The organism is Ancylobacter sp. WKF20 (genome assembly GCF_029760895.1).
Classification (GTDB): domain Bacteria; phylum Pseudomonadota; class Alphaproteobacteria; order Rhizobiales; family Xanthobacteraceae; genus Ancylobacter.
This window is the reverse complement of record NZ_CP121679.1, coordinates 1834187-1847883: the sequence shown is the minus strand read 5'-3', so window position 1 is coordinate 1847883 and position 13697 is coordinate 1834187. Positions and strand designations below refer to the sequence as shown.

At 68.2% G+C, this 13697-nt stretch carries 12 protein-coding genes; 5 read left to right on the top strand and 7 right to left on the bottom strand.

Annotation, left to right across the window (positions count from 1 at the left end; all coding sequences use genetic code 11):
- Position 1 precedes the first annotated feature (1 nt).
- The 3 genes from AncyloWKF20_RS08490 to AncyloWKF20_RS08480 are packed head-to-tail and all read left to right on the top strand — an operon-like array spanning position 2 to position 2386.
- Positions 2-478 (top strand): Lrp/AsnC family transcriptional regulator, encoded by a 477-nt coding sequence (locus AncyloWKF20_RS08490; RefSeq protein WP_279317432.1) that lies wholly within the window; start codon positions 2-4, stop codon positions 476-478.
- A 40-nt stretch (positions 479-518) separates the two neighbouring features.
- Complete coding sequence (locus AncyloWKF20_RS08485; protein ID WP_279317431.1) at positions 519-1565, top strand: ELM1/GtrOC1 family putative glycosyltransferase; 1047 nt, start codon at positions 519-521, stop codon at positions 1563-1565.
- The gene (locus AncyloWKF20_RS08480; protein WP_279317430.1) at positions 1562-2386 is read left to right on the top strand and encodes a hypothetical protein; all 825 of its coding nucleotides are present in this window, start codon (positions 1562-1564) and stop codon (positions 2384-2386) included. Before AncyloWKF20_RS08485 ends, AncyloWKF20_RS08480 begins: the two co-directional genes overlap by 4 nt.
- Here AncyloWKF20_RS08480 and AncyloWKF20_RS08475 read toward each other — a convergent pair.
- The 7 genes from AncyloWKF20_RS08475 to carA all read right to left on the bottom strand — a co-directional run bounded on the left by AncyloWKF20_RS08475 (position 2383) and on the right by carA (position 12220).
- Positions 2383-3468 (bottom strand): glycosyltransferase family 4 protein, encoded by a 1086-nt coding sequence (locus AncyloWKF20_RS08475; RefSeq protein ID WP_279317429.1) that lies wholly within the window; start codon positions 3466-3468, stop codon positions 2383-2385. The two genes, AncyloWKF20_RS08480 and AncyloWKF20_RS08475, sit on opposite strands and share 4 nt — an antisense overlap.
- 26 nt (positions 3469-3494) lie before the next feature.
- On the bottom strand, positions 3495-3968 hold the full coding sequence (gene greA, locus AncyloWKF20_RS08470; RefSeq protein ID WP_279317428.1) for a transcription elongation factor GreA: 474 nt from the start codon (positions 3966-3968) through the stop codon (positions 3495-3497).
- A 132-nt stretch (positions 3969-4100) separates the two neighbouring features.
- Positions 4101-7436, bottom strand: coding sequence for a carbamoyl-phosphate synthase large subunit (carB, locus tag AncyloWKF20_RS08465; protein ID WP_279317427.1), 3336 nt, complete (start codon positions 7434-7436; stop codon positions 4101-4103).
- 212 nt (positions 7437-7648) lie between these two features.
- Positions 7649-8152, bottom strand: a complete 504-nt coding sequence (locus AncyloWKF20_RS08460) for a cupin domain-containing protein (protein WP_347710388.1) — start codon at positions 8150-8152, stop codon at positions 7649-7651.
- A 70-nt stretch (positions 8153-8222) separates the two neighbouring features.
- Positions 8223-9671: a UdgX family uracil-DNA binding protein gene (locus tag AncyloWKF20_RS08455; RefSeq protein ID WP_279317914.1), complete on the bottom strand. Its 1449-nt coding sequence runs from the start codon at positions 9669-9671 to the stop codon at positions 8223-8225.
- 26 nt (positions 9672-9697) lie between these two features.
- Positions 9698-10912 carry a putative DNA modification/repair radical SAM protein gene (locus AncyloWKF20_RS08450; RefSeq protein ID WP_279317426.1) on the bottom strand — a complete coding sequence of 405 codons (1215 nt, stop codon included), beginning with the start codon at positions 10910-10912 and terminating at the stop codon, positions 9698-9700.
- A gap of 102 nt (positions 10913-11014) precedes the next feature.
- Positions 11015-12220 (bottom strand): glutamine-hydrolyzing carbamoyl-phosphate synthase small subunit, encoded by a 1206-nt coding sequence (gene carA / locus AncyloWKF20_RS08445; protein ID WP_279317425.1) that lies wholly within the window; start codon positions 12218-12220, stop codon positions 11015-11017.
- 250 nt (positions 12221-12470) lie between these two features.
- On the opposite strand from carA, the gene AncyloWKF20_RS08440 reads away from it, so the two are divergent.
- Entirely contained in the window at positions 12471-12926 is a 456-nt protein-coding gene (locus tag AncyloWKF20_RS08440) for a GatB/YqeY domain-containing protein (RefSeq protein WP_279317913.1), read from the top strand.
- Positions 12927-12966: 40 nt separating this feature from the next.
- Positions 12967-13692, top strand: a complete 726-nt coding sequence (locus AncyloWKF20_RS08435; RefSeq protein ID WP_279317424.1) for an AzlC family ABC transporter permease — start codon at positions 12967-12969, stop codon at positions 13690-13692.
- The last annotated feature ends 5 nt before the right edge of the window (positions 13693-13697 follow it).

The window sequence follows — 13697 nt, the reverse complement described above, 5'->3', positions numbered from 1 at the left end:
CGTGGTTCGACGCATCGACGCGATCGACTGGAACATCCTGCGCGAGCTGCAGGATGACGGCCGCATCACCAATGTGGAGCTGTCCCAGCGTGTCGGCATATCCGCCCCGCCTTCGCTGCGCCGCGTGCGCTCGCTGGAGGAGGAGGGCATCATCAAGGGCTACCGCGCCCTGCTCGACGAGAAGAAGCTCGGTTTCGACCTGATGGCCTTCGCCATGGTGCATCTCGTCAGCCAGGCCGAGGCCGACCTCACCGCCTTCGCCGACCAGGTGGAGCGCTGGCCGCTGGTGCGCGCCTGCTGGATGCTCTCGGGCGAAACCGATTTCATTCTGCTCTGCGTGGCGCCGGACCTGCGGACCTTCCAGAACTTCGTGCTGGAGCTCACCGGTGCGCCGAATGTGCGCAATGTGAAGACCGCGCTGACGCTCAAGCAGACCAAGGACGCCGCCGTGGTGCCGATGGAGAACACGCTCCCATGAGGCGCGGCATGAGCGACGGGCGGAGCCGGGGCGCGCCCGCGTGACGCGCGTGCTCATCCTGCGCGATGAGAAGCCCGGCCATTTCCATCAGGCCGAAGGCGTAGCGCTGGCGCTTGCCCGCCTCACCCCGCTGGAGGCCGACCGGCTGGAGGTGCGCCCGGCGCGCTGGGCCACCAGCGATGCCCGCAAATTCATCCTGCGGCGCCTCGCGCAGGATGCGCGCTTCTGGCTGAAAGCGATGTTCGGCATCGACCTCGCCACGCTGGTGCGGCCCGACGTGATCGTCGGCTCCGGTTGGCCGACCATTGCCGCCGGGCTGCTGCTGTCGCGCCATTTCGACGTGCCCTTCATCTTCGCCGGCCCCATTGGTGGCTACCGCACCGGACCGAAATTGCTCAGCCTCGTCGCCTCGCCCCGGCAGGCCGGCGATCCCGGCGCGGCGCTGGCGCCGATTCCATGCACCGTCGATGCCGACGCCTACCCCGCCCCACGCCGGCTGACGCGGCCGGAGGATCTTGCCGGGGCGACGCTCTCCCTGCTCATCGGCGGCTCGGCCTATCGGCGCGAGTTCCCGCAGAAGGAATGGGACGCGCTGCTCGCCTTCGTGCCGGCGGTGGCGGCGCGTTACGGCGTGCGCTGGCAGGTCTCGACCTCGCGCCGCACGCCCGATGCGGTCGCTGACCGTTTCAAGGCGCTGGGTGAGGCGGGCGCGCTCGCAAAGCTCATTGACTATCGCGACGCCGGCGCCGGCTCTGTGCGCGATCTGTTCGGCGCGGATGCGCTTGTCGTCACCGAGGATTCCATGTCCATGCTGGCCGAAGGGCTGGCCGCCCGCCGGCCGGTCGTCGCGCTCAAGTCAGCGCGCGTTCATAAGGCCTATGCGGATGAAGTGATCGCCGGCATGGCCGGTCCCCGCCTTGAGGGGGCGAGCCTCGCCATCCTGCCCATGGCGAGCGTGACGCCGGAACGTTTCGCGCAGACCCTGACCCGCCTTGTCCCCCCGGCCGAGGATGCGCGCGACGCCATTGCCCGCGCCGTCGCCCCGTTCCTTGAAGGACACGGCGTCATTTCCCGGAGCATGTCATGACCCTCGCCTTCATCTGCCTGAAATGGGGCGAGGCCTACCCGGCCGAGGACGTGAACGTGCTCTATCAGGGCGTGCGCGACCATGTGAGCGAGCCGTTCCGCTTCATCTGCCTGACCGACCGGCCGGACGGGCTGCGCCCCGAGGTGGAGGTCGCCGATCTTCCCGCCACCGGCGCGCTGAACCTGCGCTGGGGCGGCTGCTGGCCGAAGCTCGGCATGTTCACGCCGGGCCTGCTGGAGGGCGTCGACCTCGCCGTCTTCCTCGATCTCGATGTGGTGATCCTGCGCTCCTTCGACCCGATCCTCGCCCATATCCGTTCCATTCCCGGCCTGCATGTGCTGCGCGAGTGGAACCCCAATGTGTGGGAGCTGCTGCCGGTCTCGCTGCGGCCGGATCGTGGGGCGCAGAGCTCCATGGTCGCCTGGCGGCCGGGCGAGCAGGACCATCTCTATATCGAGGCGATGGCCAACCCCGAGGCGGCCTATGCCATCGCCAAGAACGACCAGCGCTATATCGGTATCAAGGCGCGCAACTGCCATTATCTCCCCGAAAGCTTCGCGGTCTCGTTCCGCCGGCACCTCGTGCCGCATTACCCGCTGAACCTTCTGTTCAGCCGCATCCGCCCACCACGCAAGGCGGCGCTGGTGGTGTTCCATGGCGTGCCCAAGCCCATCGACGTGGCCCGGGACGATTCCAAGGCGTGGGGCACCAAGATGCGGCCGGGCTTTGGGCCGGTGGACTGGGTGCGGGATTATTGGAAGCGGGGTCTTGAAGGCACGCGCGCGGCCTTCGCGGCGCGCGACAGGGGCCCGAAGAGCTAACGGCGCGCCGCCCAGATGTCCTCATAGACGGCGTTGATCTTCTGCGCCTCGCGCTCGATCGAATATTCCGCCAGCACATGCGCCCGCGCCGCTTGGCCGACCGCCTCGCGCGCGGCCTCGTCCATGTCCATCAGCCGGGCGATGGCGGCGGTGAGCGTCCCCTGGTCGTCCACCGGGACGAGATGGCCGGTCTCGCCATCCTTCACGAGGTCCGGCGCGGCGCCGGAGCGGGCGGCGACCACGGGGGTGCCGCTCGCCATCGCCTCGATCGGCACGAGGCCGAAGCCCTCCCAGCGGGCAGGGATGACCGCGATGGAGAGGCAGCGGAACCACTCCGGCATTTTCTCGATCGGCTGCTCGCCGAGAATGATGATGCGCTCCTCCAGCCCCGCCGCGGCGATGCGGGCCTTGAGGCCGTTCAGGAAGGGCTGTTCGGAAGGGGTGGAGAGGCCGATCACCACCGCCGTCCAGTCGGGATGATCCGGCAACAGCTCGGCCATCGCCTCGACGAAGAGATCCTGCCCCTTCTGGTAGCGCACCCGGCCGAACACGCCGATGCCGTAGCGCCCCGGCAGGCCGGTCGCCGCCCAGGCCGCCGCGCGGTCGGGAGCGGGATGGTAGCGCTCGGTATCGACGCCGTGCATCACCACGGTCGAGGGCACATCGAGATAGGACGCGGCCTGCGGCGAGGTGGCGATCACCCGGTCCATGGCGCCGATGAGGAAGCGCAGGAAAGGCCCGTGCCGCTTCTGCGCCGCCGAGGTGAAGACGAGCTTCCAGGGCTGGCGCAGCACATCGCGCAGCAGGAGGCCAAACATCATCTCGGTGTCGCGCCGGGCGTGCCAGATGCGCCAGCGCCGCCCGGTAGGGCGGCGCCAGCTGCCAAGGCGGAAGACGCCCCAGCCGATCTGCGGCACGCTGGCGGGCAGCGGCCCGAGCGCGCGGATGGCGATGTGCTTCGCCTGTGCTGGCACGACGCCGATGACGGTCGCCACCACGCCCGAAAAGCGCTTCTTGAAGCTCGGCGCGACGGCAACGATGCCGTCGGGCCAGGGTTCGGGAGTGAGGGGGCTGTTGTCCATGGGAGCCGCGCCAGGCGGGCGCGCAATCAGGCGAAGCGGACCTTGGCGATCTCGTAGGAGCGGGCGCCCTTGGGCGTGACCACTTCCACCGAGGTGCCGAGCTTCTTGCCGATCAGGGCGCGTGCCATGGGCGAGGAGATGGAGATGCGGCCGGCCTTGGCATCGGCTTCCATGTCGCCGACGATCTGCCACACGCGCTCTTCCTCGGTGTCCTCGTCGATCAGCGTCACGGTGGCGCCGAACTTCACGACATCGCCGGTGAGCTTGGCGACGTCGATGATCTCGGCGCGCGACAGCTTGTCCTCGAGCTCGGCGATCCGGCCCTCGTTCAGCGCCTGCTGTTCCTTGGCCGCATGATACTCGGCGTTCTCGGAAAGGTCGCCATGGGCGCGCGCTTCGGAGATCGCTTCGATGATGCGGGGACGCTCGACCTGCTGGCGATGCTTGAGTTCAACTTCCAGCGCGGCGTGGCCGCCAGCGGTCATCGGGATCTTTTCCATCGGTCTTTTTCTGACCTCCCAAAAGCAAATGGAGCCCCCGCGGGGGCTTGCCGACCGGGGGGTCGGTAAGCCGTCCGCGACAGGCTCGATTGTTTGTCGTTCACGTCCGTTTGAAAACGCCGGGAGGCGTTCTCAGTGACGCACGGAGCTGAAATAGTCCTGCAGGGCCCGCACTTCCAGATCGCCGCCAATATAAGCCTTGATCCCGCGCGCCGCCGCGATCGCTCCCGATAGCGTGGTGTAATACGGCACTTTGTGCAAGAGGGCGGCCCGGCGGAGCGAACGGGAATCCGCCAGCGCCTGCGCACCTTCCGTGGTGTTGAACACGAGCTGCACGCCGCCGTTCTTGATCAGATCGACGATATGCGGCCGGCCTTCCAGCACCTTGTTGATCTTGTCGCTCTCGATGCCGTGCTCCGCGAGGAAGCGCTGCGTGCCCGAGGTGGCGATGATGCGGAAGCCCAGGGCAACCAGCATGCGCGCCGTGTCGAGAATGCGCGGCTTGTCGTCCTCGCGCAGCGAGATGAACACCGTGCCGGAGGTCGGCACCTTGGTCCCGCCGCCGAGCTGGCTCTTCGCGAAGGCGACCGCGAAGGACTTGTCGAGGCCCATCACCTCGCCGGTCGAGCGCATCTCCGGGCCGAGCACCGTGTCGACGCCGGGGAAGCGGGCGAAGGGGAACACCGCTTCCTTCACCGCGACATGCTCGCCGGTGAACGGCGTCAGGCCGAAGGAGGCGAGCGACTCACCGGCCATGACGCGGGCGGCGATCTTGGCGATGGGCTCGCCGATCACCTTGGCCACGAAGGGCACAGTGCGCGAGGCGCGCGGGTTCACTTCGAGCACATAGATCGCGCCGTCCTTGATGGCGTATTGCACGTTCATCAGGCCGCCGACCTGGAGCGCCAGCGCCATCTTGCGGGTCTGGGCCTCCAGCTCGGCGATCATCTCCGGGCTGAGCGAATAGGGCGGCAGCGAGCAGGCCGAATCACCCGAATGGATGCCGGCTTCCTCGATGTGCTCCATGATCCCGCAGATGAAGGTGTCCTTGCCATCGGCGAGGCAGTCCACGTCCACCTCGATGGCGTCCGACAAATAGCGGTCGAACAGCAGCGGGTTCTTGCCGAGCAGGGTGTTGATCTGGCCGGTCTTGTCGTTCGGGTAGCGCGCCTTGATGTCGTTCGGCACGAGGCCCGGCAGCGTCTCCAGCAGGTAGTCGCCGAGCTGGCTTTCCTCGCGGATGATCTGCATCGCCCGGCCGCCCAGCACATAGGAGGGGCGCACGACCAGCGGGTAGCCGAGATCGGCGGTGACGAGGCGCGCCTGCTCGACCGAATAGGCGATGCCGTTGGCCGGCTGGCGCAGCTTCAGCTTGTCGAGCAGCGTCTTGAAGCGGTCGCGGTCCTCGGCGAGGTCGATGGCCTCCGGCGAGGTGCCGAGGATCGGGATGTCGGCCTCTTCCAGCGCGCGGGCGAGCTTAAGCGGGGTCTGGCCGCCGAACTGCACGATGACGCCGTGCAGCGTGCCGTTGGCGCGCTCGCGGTCGAGCACCTCGACCACGTCCTCGGCGGTCAGCGGCTCGAAATAGAGCCGGTCCGAGGTGTCGTAATCGGTCGAGACGGTCTCCGGGTTGCAGTTGACCATGATGGTCTCATACCCGGCATCCTTCAGCGCGAAGGCGGCATGGCAGCAGCAATAATCGAACTCGATGCCCTGGCCGATACGGTTCGGCCCGCCGCCGAGGATGGCGACCTTCTTGGCATTGGTCGGCCGGGATTCGTCCGCCATCACCCCGGCGAAGGGCGTCTCGTAGGACGAGTACATATAGGCGGTGGGCGAGGCGAACTCGGCCGCGCAGGTGTCGATGCGCTTGTAGACGGGGCGCACATCGAGCGCGCGGCGGCGCTGCGAGACCTCGGCCTCGGACAGGCGGGCAAGGCCGGCGAGGCGCGAATCGGAGAAGCCCATGGCCTTGAGACGCCGGAACGCGCCCGCCGTCTTCGGCAGGCCGTGCGCGCGCACCTTGGCTTCCATGTCGACGATCTCGCGGATCTGGTCGAGGAACCACGGGTCGATCTTGCAGCCGGCGTGGATCGCTTCATTGTCGAGGCCGAGGCGCATGGCCTGCGCGACATTCAGCAGCCGGTCGGGGGTCGGGGTGCCGATGGCGGCGCGGATGGCGTTCTTGTCGTCGCCCTGGCCGAGGCCCTCGATCTCGATCTCGTCGAGGCCGGTGAGGCCGGTCTCCAGCGAGCGCAGCGCCTTCTGCAGCGATTCCTGGAAGGTGCGGCCAATGGCCATCGCCTCGCCGACCGACTTCATCGAGGTGGTCAGCGTCGGCTCGGCGCCGGGGAACTTCTCGAAGGCGAAGCGCGGGATCTTGGTGACGACGTAGTCGATGGTCGGCTCGAACGAGGCCGGGGTGGCGCCGCCGGTAATGTCGTTGGCGATCTCGTCCAGCGTGTAGCCGACCGCGAGGCGCGCGGCGACCTTGGCGATGGGGAAGCCTGTCGCCTTCGAGGCGAGCGCCGAGGAGCGCGAGACGCGGGGATTCATCTCGATCACGATCATGCGCCCGCTCGCCGGGTCGATCGCGAACTGCACGTTGGAGCCACCGGTCTCCACGCCGATCTCGCGCAGCACCGCCAGCGAGGCGTCGCGCATGATCTGGTATTCCTTGTCGGTCAGCGTCAGCGCCGGCGCGACGGTGATGGAGTCGCCCGTGTGGACGCCCATCGGGTCGATGTTCTCGATGGAGCAGACGATGATGCAGTTGTCCGCCTTGTCGCGGACGACCTCCATCTCGTACTCCTTCCAGCCCAGCACGCTCTCCTCGACCAGCACCTCATTGGTGGGGGAGGCGTCGATGCCGCGCTCGATGATCTCGATATACTCGGACTTGTTGTAGGCGATGCCGCCGCCGAGCCCGCCCATGGTGAAACTCGGGCGGATGATGACCGGCAGGCCGATCTCTTCCAGCGCTTCCAGCGCCTGCGGCAGGGTCTTGATCTGGCGCGAGCGCGGCGTGTCGAGACCGATCTTGGTCATCGCGTTGCGGAACAGCTCGCGATCCTCGGCCTTGTCGATGGCCTCGGCCGTGGCGCCGATCATTTCCACGTCAAATTCGTCGAGCACGCCCATCTTGCGCAGCGAGAGCGCGCAGTTGAGCGCGGTCTGTCCGCCCATGGTGGGCAGCAGCGCGAAGCCGCCGGGGATCGCGTGGCGTTCCTTGGCGATGATCTTGGCGACGATTTCCGGCGTGATCGGCTCGATATAGGTGGCGTCCGCCAGATCCGGATCGGTCATGATCGTCGCCGGATTGGAGTTCACCAGGACGACCCGGTAACCCTCGGCCTTCAGCGTCTTGCACGCCTGCGTGCCGGAGTAATCGAACTCGCAGGCCTGCCCGATGACGATAGGGCCGGCGCCAATGATGAGGATGGTGGAAATATCTGTGCGTTTCGGCATCGGATCCCGTGCGGCTCGCGCAATTGGTCCGGGCGCACGAAAAAGGACGCGTTGGGTGACGCGTCCTTTGGTGGACCCGGATTGAACTTTCTGGGCGAGGTCGGACCCCGCAATTGGGGGCTTCCCATAAACCAGATTCCCCCCCGGGGGAAGGGCACGCGGCGTCCCGTCCGTGCATAGCTTGGGCGCGACAGACGGGGAGCGCCGGCGGCTCAGCCGTTCCACAGCCGGGTAAGGGCGCCCGCCGGGCCGGTTACCGGGTCACTTGCGGGGCGCGGGACGGCGGCGATGCGGGCCTGCGCCGCCGCGAGGCCGGCCGCATCCGGCCGCTCGATGTCGTAGTCCTGACCGGGCGGGTAGGCGCCGATGATGAGGAAATCCGCGCTTGCCGCGAGCCGCTTGTGCCCGGTGCCGGCCGGCAGCACCAGCGCGTCGCCCGCCTTGATCTCTACACTCACACCATCGGGGCCACCGATCTGCACGGTGGCCTGCCCGCGCGCCACCATCAGCGCCTCATGCGCTGTCGAGTGGAAGTGGTGAAAGTCGAACACGCCGTTGCGCCAGCGGCACTCCCAGCCATTGGCGCCGACCTGTTCCTCAATGGCGGCGGCGTCCGCCGGCAGCGCGGCGCGGTAGATCAGCACGGGGAAGGCCGGGTGGTTCGGCACGCCGCCGGAAGGCGGAAAAAGCCGGGCCTCCGGCTCGATCATCGGCATCGCGTCCCTCCTATGCTTCCCCGGCCTATTGGCAAGCCGGAGGCCGGCGCGGCGGTTCCCTTTGCGGACCTCACCCGCCCGCCAGCTCGCGCGCCTGCCGCAGATCCGCCACCAGAGCGGCGAAGCCTTCGGCCTGCGCGGCCGGATCGGGCAGGCGCAGTAGATAGGATGGATGGGTGGTGACGAAGCCCGGATGACGGCCGAGCACGCGCGGGCCGCGCTCCCGCGTCACCGCCAACGCCTCCCCGGTGAGCGCCAGCGCCGCTGTGCCGCCGAGCGCGACCACGAGGCGCGGGCGCACGAAATCGAGCTCCGCTTCCAGCCACCAGCGATAATGCTTCACCTCGCCGCCGGTCGGCTTCTGGTGCAGGCGCCTTTTGCCGCGCGGCACGAATTTGAAGTGCTTCACCGCATTGGTGAGGTAGAGCCGCTCGCGCTGCAGGCCCGCTTCACCCAGCGCGCGCATGAGAAGCTGCCCGGCCGGGCCGACGAAGGGGCGGCCCTCGATGTCTTCCTGGTCGCCCGGCTGCTCGCCCACCAATGCCAGCGCGGCGCCTTCCGGCCCTTCGCCGAGCACGGCGCGCGTGCCGCCGGGCACGAAGGAGGGCGTCGCGCGGATGAGGTCGTTCAGCGCGGCAAGGCTCAACGGCGCCTGCTGCGCCATGGCGGCGACAGCCTTGGCGGGATCGCGCTTGCGCGGCGCCTGCGCCTCCCGCTCGATCATGGCGGCGACGCGGGCCGGGGCGCTCTCCAGAAGCTCCGGGATCAGCCGCGCCTCCGGCAGGTTGGCCCAATACTTCTTCGGCATTTCCGTGCGCATCATCGCCGGGTTGGCACGGGCCGGGTTGAAGGCGCTGGCGTAATAGGCGAGCCAGCCCTCTTCGAAACCGTCCACCTCCGGCAGAGGCGGGCGCGCGGCGGGCGGGCCGAAGGTCAGCGCCTGCCCATCCCACCCAACCGTCCCCTTCGGCGTCAGGATCGCCCAGTCCATGGCGGGAAAGCGCGTGCGGAAGAAGGGGGCGGCCGCCTCGACGATGAAATGCTCGGGCTCGAACCAGGCGACGAAGCGCTCGCGCCCGTTCTCGGCGCCCAGCGCTCGGAAGCGCACGAAGGCGTGCATCTTGTGAATGTCGCGCCGCACCGCCTTTGCCATCAGCGCGAGCCGATGCACCAGCGGGTCGGCTGGATTGTCGATGAGCCGCCGCTCGCCATGTAGGGCACGCCAGATCAGCGTGTAGAGCCGGGCGAAGCGGTCGGGGTCGTGATGGCAGAGCACCAGCGGGATGAGCTCGCCGAGCGCCCGCGGCAGCGCGAGGGCAGGGCCCCCCTCGCCCGCCTCGGCCGGGCCGGAGGGGAGGGCTCCGAACAGATCGCCGGAGGCGCTCTCGGCCTCAGGTTCACCCGGCTCGCGCATCCGCCAGACGACATGTTCTGGCGCCACGCCCGCCGCAATCAGCCGCCGTACGGCGCGGCGGAAGCCGTCGCGGTCCGCGCCATAGGCCAGGTTCACGGCCTCCATGGCGCGGGCAGGCGCGCCTGACCCGCTCACGCGAACAGCTCCAGCTGCCGCGCCGGCGGTGCGAGGCGCTCGCGCAAATCCGAGCGGTCGGTCAGTTTCAACGGGTGATGGTCGGCAGTGATGAGGAAGGCGCGGGCCCGCTTCACGCCCGTGCTCAGCCGTCCGATATCGTCCAGCGTCAGCCGCGTCTGGCGCCGGGCGCGCAGGATGCGGTCGACCGCCCGCGCGCCAAGGCCCGGCACGCGCAGCAGAAGCTCGCGGTCGGCGGCGTTCACATCGACCGGGAAGCGGTCGCGGTGCTTCAGCGCCCAGGCGAGCTTGGGGTCAATATCGAGGTCGAGCATCCCCGCGCTGCCGCCGGCGGCGATCTCGTCAACGCTGAAGCCATAATAGCGCAGCAGCCAGTCGGCTTGGTACAGCCTGTTCTCGCGCCGGAGCGGGGCGGCTTTCACCGGCAGCACGCGGCTCGCCTCCGGGATCGGGCTGAAGGCTGAGTAATAGACGCGCCGCAGGCCATAGCCGCCATAAAGCCCGGCGCTGGTGCGCAGCACCGTCTCGTCCGTGGTGTCGTCCGCGCCGACGATCATCTGCGTGCTCTGCCCGGCCGGGGCGAAGCGGCGGCGCTCTTCCTTCGCTTCGACAATGCGCTCCTGCATCTGGCCCATCGTCGCCTTGATGCCGGGCGCGTTCTTCTCCGGCGCCAGCGATTTCAGGCTGATGTCGGAGGCAAGCTCGATATTGACCGAGAGCCGGTCGGCCCAGAGTCCCGCCTGCTCGATGAGCCAGGGGCTCGCCTCGGGAATGGCCTTGAGGTGGATATAGCCGGCGAAGCCGTGGTCGCGGCGCAGCGTGCGCGCGACCAGCATCATCTGCTCCATCGTGTAATCGGGCGAGCGGATGATGCCGGAGGAGAGGAACAGCCCCTCAATGTAGTTGCGCTTGTAGAAGCCGAGCGTGATGCGCACCACCTCGTCGATCGAGAGCCGCGCCCGCTCCACATTCGAGGAGCGACGGTTGATGCAATAGGCGCAGTCGAACAGGCAGTAATTGGTCAGCAGGATTTTCAGCAGCGACACGCAGCGCCCGTCCGGCGTGTAGGAATGGCAGATGCCGGCGCCCGTGGTGGAGCCGATGCCGTCCTTCTCCGCCTTGCGCCCGCGCCCGCCGGAGGAAGCGCAGGAGGCGTCATATTTCGCGGCGTCGGCAAGAATGCCGAGCTTGGCCTTGAGAGTGTCATCCACGCGGAAACTCCTTCCGCATTCATGTTATGTTCTCTTGTGCGACGGTCAACCCCCGCGGGGTGTGGTGCCCGGCCGCGGGGCCGGGCACGCAAATTCCGTTGTTCAGGCCGCCTTCTTGGTCTTCGCGATCAGATCGACGAAGCGGTCGAACAGATAGTGGCTGTCCTGCGGGCCGGGGCTCGCCTCGGGGTGATACTGCACGGAGAAGACCGGCTTGTCGGTCAGCTCGATGCCGGCATTGGAGCCGTCGAACAGCGAGACATGGGTCTCGCGCGCGGTGGCCGGCAGGCTGTCGCGATCAACCGCGAAGCCGTGATTCATCGAGGTGATCTCGACCTTGCCGGTGGTCATGTCCTTGACCGGATGGTTCGCGCCGTGATGGCCCTGATGCATCTTCATCGTGCGCCCGCCGACGGCGAGGCCGAGCATCTGGTGGCCGAGGCAGATGCCGAAGGTCGGGATGCCCCGGTCGATGATGTCGCGAATCACCGGCACGGCATATTCGCCGGTCGCCGCCGGGTCGCCCGGGCCGTTTGAGAGGAACACGCCGTCCGGGTTCAGCGCCAGCACCTCCTCGGAGGTGGCGGTCGCCGGCAGCACGGTCACCTTGCAGCCGGCGCGGGCGAGCAGGCGCAGGATGTTGCGCTTGATGCCGTAGTCGATGGCGACGACGTGGTGGGCCGGCGCGGTCTGCTGGCCATAGCCCTGCGGCCACTGCCACGGGGTCTCGTCCCAGGTGAAGCGCTGGGCGCTGGTGACCATCGGCACGAGGTCCATGCCGACGAGGCCCGGCCACGCGGCCGCTTCCTTCTTCAGCGCGTCGACATCGAACTTCCCGTCGGCGGCATGGGCGATCACCGCATTGGGCATGCCCTTGTCGCGGATCAGCGCGGTGAGCGCGCGCGTGTCGATGCCGGAAATGGCGATAATGCCGCGGGCCTTCAGCCACTGGTCGAAATGGCGCGTGGCGCGGTAGTTCGAGGGATCGGTGATGGCCGAGTGCAGCACCACGCCGCGCACGCCCGAGGCGCCGGCCATCGAGATCGTCTCGATGTCGTCCTCATTGGTGCCGACATTGCCGATATGGGGGAAGGTGAAGGTGATGATCTGCCCGGCATAGGACGGATCGGTCAGCACTTCCTGATAACCCGTCATCGCCGTGTTGAAGCACACCTCGCCGACTGCCTGGCCGGTAGCACCCAGCCCGAAGCCTTCAAGGACGGTGCCGTCGGCCAGCACGAGGAGGGCGGTCGGGAGGGGCTCGGCCCACACGTCGCCGCCGGAGAGCTGTTCAGCGCTACCGCTCATCTGATCTTGTTCCCTGTCGTTGTGTGCCCTAATTAGTCGGTCGCCGCGCCGGACGCCAGCCTCCAGGCTGCGCATCTGTCCCTCGTCAAGCGGATGGCTGCGGCGAAATCGCGGCCGAACGCCCGAGATGCGGCGGCCCGAAGGTTTCGAGACCGGTTTTCGGGGCGGATCAACAATCGCTTCGTGGGTGTGGGACGGCGCGGAGAGCTTCCGGCGCCGCCGGCCCGCGAACAGAAGCAAGGCGGACAAGGTGCTGCGCGACCAGATCAACACTTCGCTGAAGGAATCGATGAAGGCGGGCGACAAGGTCCGCCTCGGTACGCTTCGGCTCATCAATGCGGCGATCAAGGACCGCGACATCGAGGCGCGCGGCCATGGCAAGGACCCGCTCTCCGACGAGGAACTGCTCGGCCTGCTGACCAAGATGATCAAGCAGCGCGAAGAATCCGCCAAGGTCTATGAGGAAGCCGGCCGCGCCGACCTGTCGACGCAGGAGCGCGAGGAAATCGCGGTCATTCAGGGCTTCCTGCCGACGCAGATGACGGAAGCCGAGGCGCAGGCCGCCATCGCCGCCATCATCGCCGAGATCGGCGCCCACGGCCTCAAGGACATGGGCCGCACCATGGCGGCGCTCAAGGAGCGTCACACCGGCGTGATGGATTTCGGCAAGGCGAGCGGTACGGTGAAGGCGCTGCTGACGGCCTGAGTCAGGGCGTCTGGCCAATTCCCTTACGCACAATATTGCCATGTCCCCAGACCCCCAAACGCCCACGCCGGCCACGCTGACCTGGGCGGGGTGCTGGCGCGGGGCGCGTGCGATCATTGCCGTTCTCCCGCCCGTCTTCGTGTTCGGCGTCGCCTTTGGCATCGCCGCGCGCGGCGCCGGGCTGGAGGGCTGGCTTGCGGCGCTGATGAGCGTCGTCGTCTTCGCCGGGGCGTCGCAGTTCGCGGTGCTGGACCTGTGGACAAGCCCGGTGCCGTGGCTGCCGCTGCTGGTGGCGACCTTTGCCATCAATGCCCGGCACATCCTGCTGGGCGCCTCGCTGCGGGCCTTATGCCGGGGGCTGGCGCCGTGGAAGGTCTATGGGGCGATGACGCTGCTGAGCGACCTCAACTGGGCGGCGCTGATCGCTGCCGAGCGCAAGGGCGAGCGTGATCTCGGCTATCTCGTCGGCGGCGGCCTGCTGATGTGGGCGACCTGGGTGGCGGCGACGATTCTGGGCGCGGTCGCCGGCGGGCTGACGCTGGATGATGTGAAGACCTATGCGCTCGATCTCGTGCTGGTGGCGTTCTTCGCCACCACGCTGGTCGGGCTGCGGCGGGGGCGGGTGGACGATCTGCCCTGGCTGGTGGCGGGTCTGGCGGCCATGGGCGCGGTGTGGTTTCTGCCGCCGAACTGGCACGTCATGGTCGGGGGACTGGCGGGTGGCCTCGCCGGCCTCCTGCGCGACGAGCTGAAGCGTCCGAGGTGATCCGC

Coding starts and splice junctions, on each gene's coding strand:
- AncyloWKF20_RS08480 (WP_279317430.1), top strand. CDS start 1,562: ATGACCCTCGCCTTCATCTGCCTGAAATGGGGCGAGGCCTACCCGGCC.
- AncyloWKF20_RS08475 (WP_279317429.1), bottom strand. CDS start 3,468: ATGGACAACAGCCCCCTCACTCCCGAACCCTGGCCCGACGGCATCGTT.
- greA (WP_279317428.1), bottom strand. CDS start 3,968: ATGGAAAAGATCCCGATGACCGCTGGCGGCCACGCCGCGCTGGAAGTT.
- carB (WP_279317427.1), bottom strand. CDS start 7,436: ATGCCGAAACGCACAGATATTTCCACCATCCTCATCATTGGCGCCGGC.
- AncyloWKF20_RS08460 (WP_347710388.1), bottom strand. CDS start 8,152: ATGCCGATGATCGAGCCGGAGGCCCGGCTTTTTCCGCCTTCCGGCGGC.
- AncyloWKF20_RS08455 (WP_279317914.1), bottom strand. CDS start 9,671: ATGGAGGCCGTGAACCTGGCCTATGGCGCGGACCGCGACGGCTTCCGC.
- carA (WP_279317425.1), bottom strand. CDS start 12,220: ATGAGCGGTAGCGCTGAACAGCTCTCCGGCGGCGACGTGTGGGCCGAG.
- AncyloWKF20_RS08435 (WP_279317424.1), top strand. CDS start 12,967: ATGTCCCCAGACCCCCAAACGCCCACGCCGGCCACGCTGACCTGGGCG.